The 16,700-nt window shown below is 62.0% G+C and carries 19 protein-coding genes; 10 read left to right on the forward strand and 9 right to left on the reverse strand.

Features of this window, described 5'->3' with window-relative positions:
- Nucleotides 1–105: 105 nt before the first annotated feature.
- Entirely contained in the window at nucleotides 106–1,386 is a 1,281-nt protein-coding gene (locus tag PverR02_RS17585) for an alkane 1-monooxygenase (protein WP_046383671.1), read from the reverse strand.
- Between the two features lie 294 nt (nucleotides 1,387–1,680).
- Nucleotides 1,681–2,679, reverse strand: coding sequence for an alpha/beta fold hydrolase (locus PverR02_RS17590; protein WP_174630483.1), 999 nt, complete (start codon nucleotides 2,677–2,679; stop codon nucleotides 1,681–1,683).
- A gap of 258 nt (nucleotides 2,680–2,937) precedes the next feature.
- On the opposite strand from PverR02_RS17590, the gene PverR02_RS17595 reads away from it, so the two are divergent.
- The 5 genes from PverR02_RS17595 (at nucleotide 2,938) to PverR02_RS17615 (ending at nucleotide 7,240) form a co-directional block, all read left to right on the forward strand.
- Entirely contained in the window at nucleotides 2,938–4,476 is a 1,539-nt protein-coding gene (locus tag PverR02_RS17595) for a flavin-containing monooxygenase (protein ID WP_079444033.1), read from the forward strand.
- Nucleotides 4,473–5,363 carry an SDR family NAD(P)-dependent oxidoreductase gene (locus tag PverR02_RS17600; RefSeq protein ID WP_017846509.1) on the forward strand — a complete coding sequence of 297 codons (891 nt, stop codon included), beginning with the start codon at nucleotides 4,473–4,475 and terminating at the stop codon, nucleotides 5,361–5,363. The genes PverR02_RS17595 and PverR02_RS17600 overlap by 4 nt, the downstream gene beginning before the upstream one ends.
- Nucleotides 5,364–5,378: 15 nt before the next feature.
- Complete coding sequence (locus PverR02_RS17605; protein ID WP_079444034.1) at nucleotides 5,379–6,227, forward strand: metal-dependent hydrolase; 849 nt, start codon at nucleotides 5,379–5,381, stop codon at nucleotides 6,225–6,227.
- Nucleotides 6,228–6,645: 418 nt separating this feature from the next.
- Nucleotides 6,646–6,888 carry a hypothetical protein gene (locus PverR02_RS17610; RefSeq protein ID WP_390898375.1) on the forward strand — a complete coding sequence of 81 codons (243 nt, stop codon included), beginning with the start codon at nucleotides 6,646–6,648 and terminating at the stop codon, nucleotides 6,886–6,888.
- Nucleotides 6,889–6,910: 22 nt separating this feature from the next.
- The gene (locus PverR02_RS17615; protein ID WP_079444036.1) at nucleotides 6,911–7,240 is read left to right on the forward strand and encodes a DUF6388 family protein; all 330 of its coding nucleotides are present in this window, start codon (nucleotides 6,911–6,913) and stop codon (nucleotides 7,238–7,240) included.
- Nucleotides 7,241–7,270: 30 nt separating this feature from the next.
- Here PverR02_RS17615 and PverR02_RS17620 read toward each other — a convergent pair whose 3' ends face one another.
- Entirely contained in the window at nucleotides 7,271–8,092 is an 822-nt protein-coding gene (locus tag PverR02_RS17620) for an aldo/keto reductase (RefSeq protein ID WP_079444037.1), read from the reverse strand.
- Between the two features lie 105 nt (nucleotides 8,093–8,197).
- Here PverR02_RS17620 and PverR02_RS17625 point away from each other — a divergent pair, with 105 nt between their 5' ends.
- On the forward strand, nucleotides 8,198–8,692 hold the full coding sequence (locus tag PverR02_RS17625) for a DUF1543 domain-containing protein (protein WP_057004674.1): 495 nt from the start codon (nucleotides 8,198–8,200) through the stop codon (nucleotides 8,690–8,692).
- 66 nt (nucleotides 8,693–8,758) lie between these two features.
- Here PverR02_RS17625 and dapF read toward each other — a convergent pair whose 3' ends face one another.
- Complete coding sequence (dapF, locus tag PverR02_RS17630; RefSeq protein WP_079444038.1) at nucleotides 8,759–9,568, reverse strand: diaminopimelate epimerase; 810 nt, start codon at nucleotides 9,566–9,568, stop codon at nucleotides 8,759–8,761.
- 25 nt (nucleotides 9,569–9,593) lie between these two features.
- Nucleotides 9,594–11,177, reverse strand: a complete 1,584-nt coding sequence (locus PverR02_RS17635; RefSeq protein WP_079444039.1) for a L,D-transpeptidase family protein — start codon at nucleotides 11,175–11,177, stop codon at nucleotides 9,594–9,596.
- 39 nt (nucleotides 11,178–11,216) lie between these two features.
- Here PverR02_RS17635 and PverR02_RS17640 point away from each other — a divergent pair, with 39 nt between their 5' ends.
- The gene (locus PverR02_RS17640) at nucleotides 11,217–11,930 is read left to right on the forward strand and encodes a murein L,D-transpeptidase catalytic domain family protein (RefSeq protein ID WP_017846517.1); all 714 of its coding nucleotides are present in this window, start codon (nucleotides 11,217–11,219) and stop codon (nucleotides 11,928–11,930) included.
- A 29-nt stretch (nucleotides 11,931–11,959) separates the two neighbouring features.
- Entirely contained in the window at nucleotides 11,960–12,706 is a 747-nt protein-coding gene (locus tag PverR02_RS17645; RefSeq protein ID WP_017846518.1) for a creatininase family protein, read from the forward strand.
- 39 nt (nucleotides 12,707–12,745) lie between these two features.
- Here the strand turns inward: PverR02_RS17645 and PverR02_RS17650 are convergent, their stop codons facing one another.
- Nucleotides 12,746–13,087, reverse strand: coding sequence for a hypothetical protein (locus PverR02_RS17650; RefSeq protein ID WP_046383680.1), 342 nt, complete (start codon nucleotides 13,085–13,087; stop codon nucleotides 12,746–12,748).
- 34 nt (nucleotides 13,088–13,121) lie between these two features.
- Nucleotides 13,122–13,766: a hypothetical protein gene (locus PverR02_RS17655; RefSeq protein WP_026139963.1), complete on the reverse strand. Its 645-nt coding sequence runs from the start codon at nucleotides 13,764–13,766 to the stop codon at nucleotides 13,122–13,124.
- A gap of 132 nt (nucleotides 13,767–13,898) precedes the next feature.
- Between PverR02_RS17655 and PverR02_RS17660 the strand changes: the two genes are divergently transcribed.
- Nucleotides 13,899–14,165, forward strand: coding sequence for a hypothetical protein (locus PverR02_RS17660; RefSeq protein WP_017846521.1), 267 nt, complete (start codon nucleotides 13,899–13,901; stop codon nucleotides 14,163–14,165).
- On the opposite strand, the gene yfcF is transcribed toward PverR02_RS17660, so the two are convergent.
- Nucleotides 14,140–14,772, reverse strand: a complete 633-nt coding sequence (yfcF, locus tag PverR02_RS17665; RefSeq protein ID WP_079444040.1) for a glutathione transferase — start codon at nucleotides 14,770–14,772, stop codon at nucleotides 14,140–14,142. The genes PverR02_RS17660 and yfcF overlap by 26 nt on opposite strands.
- A 96-nt stretch (nucleotides 14,773–14,868) precedes the next feature.
- On the reverse strand, nucleotides 14,869–15,420 hold the full coding sequence (locus tag PverR02_RS17670) for a DUF924 family protein (RefSeq protein WP_079445019.1): 552 nt from the start codon (nucleotides 15,418–15,420) through the stop codon (nucleotides 14,869–14,871).
- 119 nt (nucleotides 15,421–15,539) lie between these two features.
- On the opposite strand from PverR02_RS17670, the gene PverR02_RS17675 reads away from it, so the two are divergent.
- A complete protein-coding gene (locus PverR02_RS17675; protein WP_079444041.1) occupies nucleotides 15,540–16,694 on the forward strand; it encodes a DUF1624 domain-containing protein in 1,155 nt (384 codons plus the stop codon).
- Nucleotides 16,695–16,700: the final 6 nt, after the last annotated feature.

Genomic DNA, 16,700 nt, shown 5'->3' on the forward strand with positions numbered 1-16,700 from the left:
GTGGGGTCAAACAACTCTCTTGCAATGAAATCGATAAACGCTGGGCGATAAGAAACCGCGCGAGACAAAGATCCCGAGCACGCCAGGTAACTTTTTCAGTTCATCTCAGAACGTTTTGCTATTGCCGCCGTATTGTTTCAGATAGTGCAAACGCTTGGACGGTTGAAGATTGGTCAGGGTGATATCCCCGGCATAATGCCTGAGCACCCGATGGTCCATCCGTCGTCGCCACAAATATGGCACGTAAGCCCAGACAATCATGCTTGCATAACCGTAGGGAAGTTGCGGCGATTCATCGAAGTGACGCAACGATTGATAACTGCGCGTCGGATTGGCGTGATGATCGGAGTGCCGTTGCAGTTGGAACAGAAAGATATTGGTCACGATCCGGTTACTGTTCCACGAGTGTCGCGGCGAGCAACGCTCATAACGGCCGTTGGGCAACTTCTGGCGTTTAAGGCCGTAGTGTTCGACGTAGTTCACCACTTCCAGCAGCGAGAAACCGTAGATGCCCTGGATGATCAGGAACGGAATCACCGCCGCCCCCAACCAGGCAATCATCGCGCCCCACAACACCACGCTGTACAGCCAGGCGCTGAGCACGGCGTTTTTCCAGTGCCAGGCCGGCAGGCCGAGTTTGCGCAGGCGTTCGCGCTCCAGGTTCCACGCCGAGCGTGCGCTGAACCACACCGAGCGCGGCAGGAAAGCCCAGAAACTTTCCCCCAGCCGCGAGCTGGCCGGATCTTCCGGGGTGGCGACACGGACGTGATGACCCCGGTTGTGTTCGGTATAGAAGTGCCCGTAGAACGTTGGCGCCAAAGTGACTTTGGCCAGGAATACTTCCAGCGGCTTGGGTTTGTGCCCCAGCTCGTGGGCGGTGTTGATCGCGATGCCAGTCGCCGCACCCGTGGACATGGCCATGCCCAGGTACGTGAAGGCACTGACCTGGCCGTGCAGTTGGGTGCGCGAGGTGAGATAGGCGGCCGTTTTCGCCAGCCAGCTCGAAGGTTCCAGCGCGGCGGTGGCCTGGAGCAAACCGCCGTTGATGATCCAGTCGATACCCCCGGCAGCCAGCCAACCGGTGATCACCACCGAAGCGATGACGAACAGCACGCCGGTGTAGATGATCCAGCGGTAGTAGCGTTGCGATTCGAGGTGGTTGACGGCGGACTCGGGCGGGTTACTCACGTCTTCGCCCAACAGGCCATCGATCAGCGGGATGAGGCCGAAGATCACCAATACGCCAACCCACCACAGTTGTTGCACGCCGCTGGTGATTGCCAGTGTGCCGGCGAGTAAAGGCGTTGCCAGGGGCAGGATGCCGAGCCACCACAGGTGGCGTTTGCCGTCGGCCCAGACCTGCGGGGTGGCCAGAGTCTGATTCATGGCAACCTCCGGACGAGGCAGGTGCAAAACAGGTTCGAGGAGCGCGGAAGGCTCCGGGAAATCAACCATGCGATAAAAGACGTTTTTTTCATTGTTATTCGCTCTTAGGCATTTCAAAAATCATTTCAAAACAAACATTGAAATATTTTTTTAAATAAATAACGCGGAATCGTTAGGTCGTCAACTAGTTTATCGAGCCCTTTTTTGCGTGACCGAGCAGTCTCTTTTTCAGCTGGCTGGTCAGGTGTCTAGAGCGCGCATTGACGCCGTTGTGCCGCGACTCGGATGGCCCGATTATTTGTTCGCCAGGGCCAACGGTGGATGCAGGACGGTGGTGTTTTGCGGTGATCGGGCCCGTTTGGCCACCTGTTCCACCACCGCCACAACACGCTCCGTCGCGGTGATCGGCAACATATGGCCGCGCCCCTCCACCAGTTGCAGCTTGAGGCCGGGCACCCGGCTCGCGAGGGCCTGGCCGTGCTTTTGAAAGTCCAGCACCTTGTCCTTTGCGCCGTAGATCAGGCCGATGGGCAGGGTCAGTTGCGGGTAGCGCTTGACCATGCCCGGCAGGTGATCGTTGACCTGGTTGATCTCGGTGGAGGCCGCATAGAAGTTGGCCGGGCGCATGCCGAGCAGCCCGCCGCCGCGTGTGGCGAAGTCCGCTGGTGCAGGATCGGGGGCGAACACGCCCTTGACCACCGAGCCTTTGGTCAGCAGGCCGATCGGCATCGTCAGCGTGTGCGACAGCCAGCGACGCAGCCACGCCGGGCGCACCGCCAATGACAGGAACACCAGCGGCAACAGGCGCTGGGGATGGGTCAGCGGTGCCACCAGGATCAACCCGGAGACCGCATGGGGATGGTCGAGGGCCAGCGCCAGGGCCACCGCGCCGCCGAGGGAATGCCCCAGCACCAGCGGTCGATCCAGGCCCAGCGCCTGGATAAAAGCCGCGATTTGCCGGGCCTGGGCCGGCAGGTCCGCCGCCGTGCCGGGATGCCGGGTCGAATAGCCCGAGCCAGGCCGGTCAAGCGTGATGACCCGGAAATGCTCGCGCAACTGCCCCGACAAGGCGTAGGTCAGGTTGCGACTGCTGCCCATCAGCCCGTGAATCATCACCAGCGGTGGGCCCTTGCCCTCGTCGAGATAATGAAAGCGCTCGCCATCGACGTCCACAAAGCGCCCGTTACTTGGAACGGCCGCTTCGATGCGCCGTGTCATCCAGGCACTGAAGCCCCATGCCACCACGCTCGCACCGACCAGCACACCCGCAGCGATAACCCATTCGACAACCATAGCTCGGTCCTCTGCTTCCCTGCTGCCGACCGCCCGACCGGAATTGATCAAGGCCTCAGCCATCGCCCACACCCTGGACCTAAACTTCGTGCATACCGTCGCACATAAGGAGCCAGGGACTAGCCTAGGCGATATTTTCAGGTAGATTATTTAAAATCTTTTTTAAAATAAGTAATTCAATTTTCCTTTGCAATGGTGTTCTATCTAAAAAGACAAAACAAAAACAGGAGCACATCCGATGCCCACGCAGGCCCGCCTATGAATGCCCACAGTGATTCCATCGACATCGCCATCATCGGCTCAGGCTTCGCCGGCCTGTGCATGGCGATCAAGCTCAAGGAAGCCGGCTTTAGCGACTTCTTTATCGCCGAACAGGCCGAGACACTCGGCGGCACCTGGCGCGACAACCACTACCCTGGCTGCGCCTGCGATGTGCAGTCCCACGTCTATTCGTTTTCGTTTGCGCCCAACCCGGACTGGACCCGCCAATTCGCCGCGCAAGCGGAGATCCGCGCCTACCTGGAGCAATGCGCCCGACGTTTCGCGCTGGCGCCGTATCTGCGCTTCGGCATGGGCCTGCAACGTGCGGTGTTTGATGAGCAGCAACAACGCTGGCAACTGAGCTTCAGCAACGGGCGCCAGGTCAGCGCGCGGGTGCTGGTGTCGGGCATGGGCGGCTTGTCGCGCCCGGCGCTGCCGGATATCCCGGGGCTGGACAGCTTCAAGGGCCAGCGCTTTCACTCCCAGCAGTGGGACCACGCCTATGCCCTGAAGGGCAAGCGCGTGGCGGTGATCGGCACCGGCGCCAGTGCCATTCAGTTCGTGCCGCAGATTGCGCCGCAGGTCGCCCATTTGGACCTGTTCCAGCGCACCCCGCCATGGATCATGCCCAAGCCCGACCGAGCGATTTCCCGCGTTGAGCGCTGGGCATTCAAGCACCTGCCCTTCACCCAACGGCTGGTGCGCGGCGCCTTGTATTGGGCGCTGGAAGGCCGCGTGGTGGGCTTTGCCCGGCACCCACGGCTGATGAAAATGGTGCAGAAAGTCGCCCTGCGCCACTTGCACAAACACGTCACCCGCCCTGCCCTGCGCAAGGCGCTGACGCCGGACTACACCCTCGGCTGCAAGCGCGTGCTGATCTCCAACGACTATTACCCAGCGTTGTCGCGCAGCAATGTGCAGGTGGTGACCGACAGCGTGCTGCGCATCGAAGCCGATGGCGTGATCACCGCCGACGGCGTCAAGCACCCGGCCGATTGCCTGATCTTCGGCACCGGGTTCCAGGCCACCGACCCGCTGCCCCGCGACTGCATCATCGGGCGTCACGGCGTCGACCTGATGGACGCCTGGCACGACGGCGCCCATGCCTACAAAGGCAGCACGGTGCCGGGCTACCCGAACCTGTTCCTGATCATCGGCCCCAACACCGGCCTGGGGCATAACTCGATGATCCTGATGATCGAAGCCCAGGTCGCTTACATCCTCGATGCGCTGCAACAAATGCAGCGCCACCGCATTGCCACGGTGGAGGTCAAACCCGCGGTGGAACAAGCCTACAACCACCAATTGCAGGACAAACTCACGCGCACCATCTGGAACACCGGCGGCTGCCGGAGCTGGTACCTCGACCCTCGCACTGGCAAGAACACCACCCTGTGGCCCGGCTCGACCTGGCGCTTCAAGCAGATCACCCGGCATTTTGCACTCAAGGATTATGTCGCCAGCATGGCACCGATTGACGCGGCGCCCCGCGCAATGGCCGCGCCACATTCCACCGCAGAAGGGAGCCTGTCATGAAGTCATTCAACGGCCGCGTGGCGGCGATCACCGGCGCGGCATCCGGCATGGGCCGCGCATTGGCCCTGGCCCTGGCGCGCGAAGGTTGCCACCTGGCGCTGGCGGACAAGAACAGCCAAGGCCTGGACCAGACCGTGGCGTTGATTCAAACCGCCACCCTGGCGCCGGTGCGGGTGACCACCCAGGTGCTGGATGTGTCCGACCGGCACGCCATGCAAGACTGGGCGGCGCGCTGCGCTGCCGAGCACGGCCAGGTCAACCTGATCTTCAACAACGCCGGAGTGGCGCTGTCGAGCACCGTCGAAGGCGTGGACTACAGCGATCTGGAATGGATCATCGGCATCAACTTCTGGGGCGTGGTGTACGGGACCAAGGCCTTCCTGCCATATCTCAAGGCCAGCGGCGACGGCCATGTGGTCAACACGTCCAGCGTGTTCGGGCTGTTTGCCCAGCCCGGCATGAGCGGCTACAACGCCAGCAAATTCGCGGTGCGCGGCTTTACCGAAGCCCTGCGCCAGGAGTTGGACCTGCAACGTTGCGGCGTTTCGGCCAGTTGTGTCCACCCCGGCGGCATCCGCACCGATATCTGCCGTAGCAGCCGCATCGACGCCAACATGACCGGCTTTTTGATCCACAGCGAACAGCAGGCCCGCGCCGATTTCGAAAAGCTGTTCATCACCGACGCCGACCAGGCCGCCAAAGTGATCCTGCAGGGCGTGCGCAAGAATAAACGCCGCGTGCTCATCGGCCGCGATGCGTATGTTCTCGACCTGCTCACCCGCTGCCTGCCGGCGGCCTATCAAGCGCTGGTGGTGTTCGCCAGCAAGCGCATGGCCCCCAAACGCCCAACGCCGCTGTTTGACAGCAACGACGAGAGCCGTCTCTGAACAGGAGCAAGCCCCATGCTACCGATCCGTCGCGATATCCGCTTTGCCTTGCCGGCCGAACGCATCAAGGACTGGCACGAACAAGGTCCGTTCATCACGCATTTTTTCAATGCGTTGTCGCTGCTGTTTCCCCAGGGCGAGCTGTTTTTCATGGACAGCGTGCGCCACTACCGCCAACGCATCGATGACCCGGCGCTGAAACAGGAGATCCAGGGTTTTATCGGCCAGGAGGCCATGCACAGCCGCGAACACCTCGCCTATAACGACTTGCTGCAAGCCGCAGGCCTGCCGGCACATCGCCTGGACCGGCGCCTGAAATTCTTCCTCGACCTGCAGAAAAAACACCTGCCGCCGGCGTTCAACCTGGCGGTGACCATCGCCCTGGAGCATTACACCGCGATGCTCGCGGAAATCCTCCTGAGCGACCCTTCGCGCTTCGGCGATTCACTCAAGGGTTACCAGCAGATGTGGTACTGGCATGCCCTCGAAGAAACCGAGCACAAGGCGGTGGCGTTTGACGTGTGGAGCCGCGTGATCAAGCCGGGCCCCCTGCGCTACCTGCTGCGCACCGGGAGCATGCTGACCACGACGCTGCTCTTCTGGCTGGTGGTGTTCGACTTCCACCTGCGCCTGCTGATTGCCGACCGCAAGGCCGGCGGGCATGTGCAAGGGTTCTGGCGCATGCTCAAGTTTTTGTATGGACCCAAGGGCGTGTTCCCGCGGATGCTGCGGCCGTGGCTGCACTACTTCAAGCCGGGCTTTCATCCGTGGGACCACGACAACCGTGCACGCCTGGCGAGGATCGAGGGCTTGGTCGAAGAGATCGAACAGACCCAGCGCGAATACCAATCGGCCCAGGCCTAGACCCGCCGCGCACGCAACCTGGTACAGCACCACGGCCACCGTGATCGCCGTGGGTGCTCGGGTCGGCGTCGAGGCGCACCCCGCTGACGCCGAATAACACACAGAGCGCCCTCGCGGCCGGCGCGCAGCCCCTCGAAGACAGGGCCGGGAACACACCGGCCACCGCCACACATGACCAGGCACGGCGCGAAAAGCCGTTGCGGTCGCCCAGTTGATTTTTCAGGTTCCTCAGCACGCTCATGTGCGCGCTTGCGCTTTAGCGACGGAACTTTCTGATAAGAAGCAGCCCCTAAGCCTGTTTCAAGATGTAATATCTGCGACTTTTTCAGGGTTCCCGGATCGCGCAGCAAGGGAAACACGCTGAAATCGCCAGCAGCAAGGAGCTTGGCTTGAGATGCAACACAAACGGTCTAATACTATGCACCCACTGATGTTTAACGCACTGCTGTGGTTATGTGGGGTTGCCTTGCTCTACCTGGCCAAGGCGGTTATGGAGCTGTTTTTAGGGCCGATCAGCGAAACCTGGATCGACCTGACACTGGTGCTGACCGCGTACCTGTTACTTTTCGTCCTCGACCCCATACGCACCCGGATAAACCGCCGCATGCGCAAACGCGCCCGGCGTAGACAGGCTTGCCAAGACGCCGGCGCAGATGCCTGACTTTTTTTCGAGGAACCCACCTGTGTCCCAACCCGGCGATACCCATCAACTCGCGCTGGACCGATTTCTGCAGGCACACCCGGATGTCCTCACCCAACTGGACACTCTGAACCCGCTGGCCGCCCAGGCCAAAGGCGAAACCCTTGCGCAATACCGCGCCGAACGCCTGCATGAGGCGTTCGAAGCCGAAGCCGAGCGCCTGGGGCTATTTGCCTGGGAGCTGACCCTCAAGCTGACGGCCGAATCCGCCCAGGCATTCGAAGCGCAACGCCTCGAAGTGCATAAGGAAGTGGCGCAGATGGCGGGGATGAGTTGGGACGAATACTGCGAGTTGCATGGCGTGAGCGACTGACGCGGCACGCCCCATGCTGGTTTTATCGCCTCACACCATCGCCAACGGATGCTTGCGCTTGGGCGCTCCGAACACCCGGTCGATGGCGTCGAGGTCGTGTTCGTCCAGCACCAGTTGCGCGGCGGCGGCGTTGAGCCGCACATGCTCTAGCGTGACGGCCTTGGGGATGGCGATCATCCCGTCCTGACGCACTACCCAGGCCAGCGCGACCTGCGCGGGCGTCGCCTGATGCCGATGGGCGATCTGCTTGAGGGTCGGGCTGGACAGTAATTCGCCGCCTTGCGCGATCGGACAGTAAGCCATCAACGGCAAGTGATGTTGTTGCCACCACGGCAGCAGGTCGAATTCGATGCCGCGCTCCTGGATGTTGTAGAGCACCTGGTTGGTCGCGCAGGCCGGTGACGCAAGTTCCTGCAGGTCGGCCACATCGAAGTTGGAAACACCCCAGCGGCCGATCTTGCCGGCTTCGCGCAAGCGCTCGAACGCCTCGACGGTTTCTGCCAGCGGGTACTGACCGCGCCAGTGCAGCAGGTACAGGTCAATGTAATCGGTGCCCAGGCGCTGGAGGCTGGCATCGCACGCGCGCGGTACGCCCCGGCGGCTGGCGTTGCGGGGGTAGACCTTGCTCACCAGGAACACCTGCTCGCGCTTGCCGCGAATGGCCTCGCCGACCACGCTTTCGGCGCCGCCTTCGCCGTACATTTCGGCGGTGTCGATCAAGGTCATGCCCTCGTCGATACCGCACTGCAACGCCGCGACTTCGGCGCGGCGCCGCTCCGGGTCTTCGCCCATGCGCCAGGTACCCTGGCCGATGACAGGGACCGGAACACCGGCCAGATCGATGGTTCGCATGACAACCTCCTGATGCGTTCGCGGGTTAACAGTGTGGCATTCACCGGACAAACGGGTTCAATCGAAGTATGGTTGCCTTTTGCCAAATCGCCGGAAGGGCCTGCAATGCTGTTTGTCGTGATGCTCGGGGGCAAGCACCCACGGGCCAGGATCGAAGTCCATGACGTGGTATTCGCCGTGGCGGATACGCTGGAAGCCACCTACCCACAGTTACGCGATGCCTGGTTTGGCAGCCCCAAGGGCGTGCATATCGATTCGTGGATGGCGGTCGATGGCGTCGACGGTTGGAAAGTCGAACTCAGCCACCTGGCGCCCCAGGCCGGCGCGCAGCGCCTGTACTTCATCAACCTGGGCGGCTATGAGACCAACCGCTTTGGCGAGGCGCATCACTACCTGCTGGTGGTTGCCCGCGACAAAAAGGAAGCGACGGGCAAAGGCAAGCAACAACTGCTGCGTCACTGGTCACAGGCCCACACCGACGGCGTGCTGGACATCGACGACTGCCTGCCCATCGATCTGGCCGACGGCCGTTACCTTCACCTCGTCCAAGCCCCGCACCGGCCGGTGCTCCAGCAGAACGACTACATTGTGCTGGCGTGAACCGGCTTTACCCGCTCCGCCGACGCTCAACCGTCGGCACCGGATGAACCGCTGCCGAAACTCGATTTACCCTATGGGCACATAGACGATGCCCTGCATGATCGGCTCCACGCTCCCGGTCAACACCACGCCGCCCTGCCCGTCCCACTGCACGGTGACTGTGCCGCCGTCGCATTGCACCTCGACGCGGTCGTCGAGCAAGCCGCGGCGAATCCCATTCACCACCGCGCCGCAGCAGCACGAGCCGGACCCGAGCGGCACGCCGCCGCCGCGCTCCCAGATCCGCAGGCGAATATGCCCACGATCGATGACCTGGACAAAATGCACATTGGTCCTGGCGGGGAACAGCACGTGGGTTTCCAGGGCCGGGCCCAGGGTTGCCACGTCGACAGCGCCGAGGTCCGCGACAAAGAAGGTGCAATGGGGGTTGCCCATGCTGCACGCCGCCGGGTCGCCTTCGAGGGGCAAGTACAGTGTGTCCATCGACTCGGCCAGCGGCACCGCGGCCCAGGCCAGCGATGGCGCGCCCATATTCACCGACACCCGCTGCCCCGACTCACGCACACAGGTCAGCAAACCGCGGTCGGTACGCAGCACGATGGAATCGGTGCCGGCTTCATGCATCAGCCGCTCGGCTACACCGCGCGTGGCGCTGCCGCAGGTTTGCAGCGGCGTGCCATTGGGGTTCCAGAATTTGATCCGTGCGGCAGCGTCTGCGCAATCAAGCACCACCGCCAACTGATTGAAGCCGATGCCGGTGTGACGATTGCCGAGACGGCGAGCGACCTGCGCGCTGATCGGATCATCCAGACCACGGCGATCAATGATGAGGAAGTCGTCGCCATGGGCGTGCATCTTCACGAAAGACAGCGTCATGGCGTGTTCTGTGAGCGGTGACAAATCAGAGCACGCTCCCCATGGCTTTCATCAACAAGGGGTCGCGCCCGTAGATATCGGGCGCATACACCAACTCGCCCTGGCGATCCACTTCCACGGTCCAGTACCCGAGCAACACCGGCACCGGCGTCGCCAGGCGGAATTCATGGGTCACGCCGGTGGCCAGCAATTCATCGGTACGAACGCGCTCCGCCGGGCTCACCAGCAGGTCGCGCAGCAGCAACGGTTGTTCGACCCGCACACAACCCGAGCTGAACGCACGCGGGCCTTTGGTGAACAGCGGTTGGCTGGGCGTGTCGTGCAGGTACACCGAGTACGGGTTGGGGAAACGCAGCACGATCTTGCCCAGCGGGTTGCGCGGGCCGGCTTCCTGGCGCAGCAGGATGTTGCCGGGGCGGGCCCAGTCGATGTGTTCGGGGGCCAGCGGGCGCCCTTCGGGATCGAGCACTTGCAGGTTCTGCTGGCGCAGGTATTCGGGGTTGAGGCGGATGGCCGGGAGTTTGTCCTCGCGCATGATGGTGGGCGGCACGGTCCAGGTCGGGTTGAGGGTCAACCGGTTGATGCGTGATTTGAGCAGCGGTGTCTGGCGTTCGGCGCGGCCGACCTGCAAGCGGGTTTGCCACACCGGGATGCCACTCTGATAGACACTCAATTGCGCGGCGGCGACGTTGACCACCACGCCTTCAGGCTCCAGGTCCTGGCTCAGCCAGCGGAAGCGCTCCAGGTTGATACGCAACTGTTCGCGGCGCACCGCCGGGCTGATGTTGAGTTCGGCCACGGTGCCGGCGCCGATCACGCCGTCGGATTGCAATGAGTGACCGACCTGGAAGGCCTTGACCGCCTTGACCAGTTCGTCGCGGTACAGCTTGCCGTTGTCCTTGGGTTCGCTGGCGAGATAACCACCACGGTAGAGGCGCCGCGCCAGTTCCGGCACGCGCGGGTCTTCCATGCCGGGGCGCAACAGCGGCCCGCCGGCGACCGCGTCCCAATGCGGTAATGGCTGCTTACGCAACGTGGAATAGACGTTGCGCAGGCTGCGGTATAAATCCGTGCTGGGCCGGGCCTGGTCGAAGGCTTGCGCCATGTCGTGCAGCCCGGTGGCGGCGAAGGCCAGCACCTCGGTATCCAGGTCGCGGGTGGGCGGCTGGAAATGCCACAGCGGTTCGAAGCGCGATTGCTGCAGGCGTCCGTAATGCAAATCCTGCAGGGCTTGCAGGTACTGTTCGCTGCTGCCGATATCGCTGCACAGCACGTTGTCCGTGGCGTTCGCCGGGGGCAGGCTATAGTGGGTGGGGTCCAGGCCGTCGTCGGCCAGCATCAGCAACTGCGCTTGCAGTGCCTGGCGGCGTTCGGCGACCCACAGCGGCACATCGCCCTGCTGCCGATAGAACGCCTGCAGACGCGCCAATGTCGCCGCGTCGATGCGCGACGCAAGGCTGGGGCACACGCTGGGCAACTGCGCGAGGGCCTGTTGGACCGGGCTGGCTGGAATCACCGGTAACGTGCCCATCGGTACTTCGTCGGCTGTAGCGACCAGCGGTGCAACGAGCAAGCAAATGCTCAAGTAACATGCGTGTTTTTTGAACAATAGCTTTGCTCCAATCCACAGTGGGGGGATGTACTGTAGATGCTGACTTTTATGTGCCGCCTCGGCCTGATGACCTTGACCGTGGCTACGCTGAGCACCGTTGTGCTCGCCGCCGACGGCAACCCTGTTTCCTTGTATAGCAGCCTGGCGCGCTCGGCTCCAGAACTCAATCCCACTGTACTCAAAAGCGCGCTGAACGCGGTGCAGTGCGCGGTCAATAATGGTGAAGAGCGTTCCGAGCGCCTGGCCGTGATTGACTATTCCCAGCCTTCGACCGCTCGTCGGCTATGGATTTTCGATTTACGCAAAAAGACCCTGGTGCTGCGCGACCTGGTGGCCCACGGTGCGAAGTCCGGGGAAAACTTCGCCACCCAGTTCTCCAATCGTGAAGGCAGCCACCAGTCCAGCCTGGGCCTGTTCCGTACCCAGGAAAGTTACCTGGGCACCCATGGCTATTCGTTGCGCATGGACGGCCTGGAGCCGGGCTTCAATGATCAGGCGCGCGACCGTGCCCTGGTGATTCACGCCGCCGACTACGTCAACCCGTTGTGGAGCAAGCGCGAAGGCCGTATCGGCCGCAGCCAGGGCTGCCCGGCGGTGCGTCCGCAGGTGGCGCGCCAGGTGGTGGACAAACTCAAGGATGGGCAGTTCATGTTCTCGTGGTACCCGGACCAGCGCTGGCTGAAGTCTTCGACCTACCTCAACTGCAAACCCCAACAGGTGGCGAGTAGTCGTACAATCCGTGGCGGTTAGCCTGTCCCCACCGATAAAGAGAGCGTCGCATGCTTCTACATAAGTCCACCTGGATCGAGATCGGGCAGTTTCTGGAGCGCAGCCGCACGGTGGTGATCCCGATCGGCTCGAATGAGCAACACGGCCCCACCGGCCTGCTGGGCACCGACTGGATGTGCCCGGAAATCATCGCCCACCAAGCGCAGCTACACGCAGACATCCTGATCGGCCCGACCTTCAATATCGGCATGGCCCAGCACCACCTGGGTTTTCCCGGCACCATTTCACTGCGCCCTTCCACCTTTATTGCCGCGATTGGCGACTGGGTGCGTTCGCTGGCCGGGCATGGTTTCGAGAAGATCCTGTTTCTCAATGGCCATGGCGGCAACATCGCCACGATCGAAGCGGCGTTTTCCGAGCTGTATGCCGCCGCCAGCTTCGCCCGCCAACCGGCCGGGTTTGCGCTGAAGCTGGTGAACTGGTGGGATCTGGAAGGCGTCAACGAGTTGGCTCACCGGCAGTTCCCGGTCGGCCACGGCAGCCATGCCACGCCGTCGGAAATTGCCGTGACGCAGTGGGCTTATCCGGAGTCGATCAAGTCTGCCGATTATTCGCCGCAGATCGCCAACACCGGACCGATCCGTGAAGCGTTGGACTTCCGCGCGCGCTTCCCCGACGGGCGCATGGGCTCGGACCCGGCCCTGGCGACCGTGGAGAAAGGCGCTGAATTGGTGGCATTGGCGGCTCAAGGGTTGGTCAAGGTTGTCGACAGCTTCAGCCACGAAGCAACCCCTTGAGCCAACCCTCGCGCCCACCGAGTTAGGGGTGGCCTGCGGTTACTTGCACTCTTGCGCCGTCAATTCCAGGCGCGACGGCGTGATGGTCGACGCGAGCGGCTTGCGCTCATACAGGAACACCTTGGTGCCGTCCTGGCTCTTGTAGGCCTCCAGTACATCATCGGCGGCAACCTTGCTGGTCAACACCACCTTGGCGTGGCGCGAATTCTGCGTCACGGTCGAGGTGAGGTTGTGTTTTTCAAGCTTGGGCAACACGCATTGCATATAACCTTCGGGGGTCTTGGCGGTATGCAGGGTCAATGTCGGCGCATTCGGAGCGGAAACACAACCGGCCAGTAACAAAGAAGCGACAGCCAGGGCCGGGGCAAAAAAAGAGCGCATAGAAATCCTGAATATATAAAAGGAAAAGTTCACATCAACCCGCTCGGACTAATGCCTTGAGCGACGCATCAAATTGTTTCAAGGCATCGAGCTGTACATCGCGCTGCTGCTCGATCTGCGCGGCAATCTCCGGGGCCGCCTTGTCATGCGTCCACACCGACGGCACTTGCTTATGCACCGAGCCTTCGGCCTTGGCGATGTACTGCAGGTCCGCGTCATAGAAGCGCGCGATAAAATGCGCTTCGACCAGGTCGTTACGCGGGGTCAACAGTTGGTTATGGGTGTCGAGCATCACCACCACATCGGGGTGAGCCTGCACGAGCGCATCCAGCGTGTCGTAAACGGTCACCGACAAAAACGTGCCTTGCAACGAATTCATCAACCAGTCAATCGCCAACTCCGGGTCGGAACTGTTGACGAACGCCGCCCGGATGCGCCCATCAAGGGCATCTCTGGCGCCATTCAAGGCTGTGGCGTGGTAGCGTTCAAGGTAGCTGAGGTTGTCGACCGTGTTTTCACTGTACAGCACCCCCACTGACTGCTCGTGCCGCAGCGAGTCTACGCTAGCGCCGAGTGACAGCAAATGGCCTGCACGCAGTTCATCGGCGATTACCGGGTTGATCATGACCACAGTGCTCATCATCAGGGTCATTAAAGCCAGTTGAATAAACGTCCTCATCGCGCGATTTCCTTGAACTGCGTCTTGATGGGGAGATTTTCCGCCTTTGTGGAAAAAACAGAACTTGCAATCTCTGATGCTGACTATTATCTGAATCAATAGTGCTTACATAAAATCTATAAGGACCACGCTATGAAACCCCACCAGAAAACCTTCGACCGCATCCGCGAAGCCGTATTGCCGGATTTTCGCGATCGGGTCGCCGATTACCTGGTTGTCTATGAAGATGTGCTGCTGGACGAGGCCGCCGACCCGGACCAGGCCTACGCCATCGCCCAGCAATTGCTCGGTTACCTGCGCGGTTTGAACACCACCCGCGTGCTGGGCATGGCGGACTGGGAAGAGCTGGACCGACGCGTCGCGCAGGAATGGCCTAAAGCGCGGGCCTTGGCAGATTGACCCATTCCTGCACTGATGGCCGCTGCCATTGGCGCTGCGCATAGCTCACCAAGTCGGCCGGCATAGGGTCGCCGTTGAGGATCAGGCGGTTGAGCATCACCGCCAGGTCCACATCGGCAATTGACCACTCCCCGAACAAGTACGCCGGATTCCCCGCCAACAGCACCTGCGCCGCACTGATCAAGCGATGGGCGGCAGCTTCGGCCAATGGCGACAACGGCGGCATCTTCTGCCCATAGAACACCACCAACGTCGAACGCTCCTGGCGAATCGGCAGCAAATCGCTGCGCAACCACGCCTGGACCTGCCGCGCCCGCGCCCGCAGCTTCGGATCGGCCGGGTACACCGCCGTTCCGGGGTAGGCCTCATCGAGGTATTCGCTGATCGCCGAGGACTCCGACAGGGAGAAATCGCCGTCCACCAGCGTCGGCACGCGTTGGGTCATGGACAGTTGGGCAAAGCCCGCCGTCTGGTGTTGCGCGGCGTCGAGGTCGAGGGGCACGGTGTCGAACGCCAGGCCTTTTTCGCGCAGGGTGACGAACACCGACATCGCGTAGGGGCTGGTGAACAGCGAATCAACGTAGAGGCGCAGCGCAGCTTGGTTCATGGTGGATCTCCTTGAGTGAAACCCCACGCTACGAGATCGGCGGCGATAAAGACAATGCGCAGTTTTTATGGGGGCATTCCCCGGCGGAATAGCGCCTCAACCGGCAAACCCGCCCTGCTCCAGAAAGGCCCGTTCCGCCTCCGTGGTCGTCCTGGCCAGCACCTCATTGCGGTGGGGAAAGCGCCCGAAACGTTCGATGATCCGCGCGTGTTCCTTGGCCCAGCGGTAAGTGTTGGCATCCAACTGCTGGTTGAGGAGCAGGGAGCGTTGCTGGTCTTGCGCGTCTTCGGAATGTTCAAACGGCAGATAGCAAAACGCACGCAATGCCGGTTCGACCAATTGATCCAGCCCAGCATCCACCATGCGCCGCGCATACAGGCGCGCCAACGGGTCCGTGGCAAACATATGCGCCGTGCCGCGAAACGCGTTGCGCGGGTACTGATCGAGCAGGATCAGCAAGGCCAGCGCACCTTGCGCCGAGTCCAGCCAGCCCTCCAGCTCACGCCGCGCCGCTTGCAGATGAGTTGCGTTGAAGGTGTCGCGAAACACCGCGTCGAACGCGGCGTCCTTGGCGAACCAACGCTTGGGGCCGGCCTGCGTCCAGAAATCGACGACGGCGTGCGGGGTGTCGTTGTGTGGTTTGCTCATGATCAGCCTCTCCCGATGCCAGGCGCGAACCTGTTCGCTCTCGATGACTTCGCGCAGCGGCGCGCGCATACGTTATAGGATAACATCCGTTTTCCATCCTGCCCTTGTGATCCACGCCCATGACCGACGCTGCTCCCCTGCGCCAACGCCTGCTTTCCATCGACGCCCTGCGCGGCCTGGTGATCCTGTTCATGCTGCTGGACCACGTGCGCGAAACCTTCCTGCTGCACCGTCAGGTCAGCGACCCGATGAGCCTCGATAGCACCGAGCCCGCGCTGTTTATCAGCCGTACCCTCGCCCACCTGTGTGCGCCGGTGTTTGTGTTGCTCACCGGGCTGTCCGCCTGGTTGTACGGGCAAAAATACCAGGGCCGTGGCGATGTGTCGGCCTTTCTGTTCAAGCGCGGGCTGTTCTTGATCGTGCTGGAGTTCAGCCTGGTCAACTTTGCCTGGACCTTCCAACTGCCGCCCAGCGTCATCTACCTGCAGGTGATCTGGGCGATTGGCCTGAGCATGATCGCCCTCGCCGCGCTGCTGTGGTTGCCGCGCCCGCTGCTGATCAGCTTGGCACTGGTTATCATGGCCGGGCATAACCTGCTGGACGCGCTGCACTTCGCTCCAGGGACAGCGCTGCAGACTGTGTGGGCGCTCCTGCATGAGCGTAGTTGGATTGAGGTGTCCGATCACCTGCGATTGCGCATCACGTACCCGGTGTTGCCATGGATCGGTGTGATCGCGCTGGGTTACGGCCTGGGCCCATGGTTTGCCACGGCCATGGCGCCGGCCCTGCGCCAGCGTTACCTGTTGCGGGCGGGGCTCGGTGCGTTGCTGGGATTCGTGGTGTTGCGGGCGGCCAATGGCTATGGCGAGCAGCCGTGGCACGCGTATGACAGCGGCGTGCTGACGTTGATGAGCTTTTTCAATGTCACCAAGTATCCGCCGTCGCTGTTGTTCCTCGCGTTGACGCTGGGCATTGGCCTGTTATTGCTGCTGGCGCTTGAACGCGTGGGGCAGCGGCGCTGGATCGGCGTGCTCGCGGTATTCGGCGCAGCCCCGATGTTCTTTTATCTGTTGCACCTGTATGTGCTGAAGATGCTCTATGTCGCGTGCGTGGCGCTGTTGGGCCTCAACCATGGCGCCTACTTCGGCTTCGACGATGTTGGCGCGGTATGGCTGGTCGCGCTGCTCTTGCCGATGGCGCTGTATTGGCCGGTGCGCTGGTTTGCCGGGCTGAAGGCGCGGCGGCGGGATGTGGCGTGGCTTAAATACCTGTGACCGGTC

This window comes from Pseudomonas veronii (assembly GCF_002028325.1).
In the GTDB taxonomy this organism is placed as follows: domain Bacteria; phylum Pseudomonadota; class Gammaproteobacteria; order Pseudomonadales; family Pseudomonadaceae; genus Aquipseudomonas; species Aquipseudomonas veronii.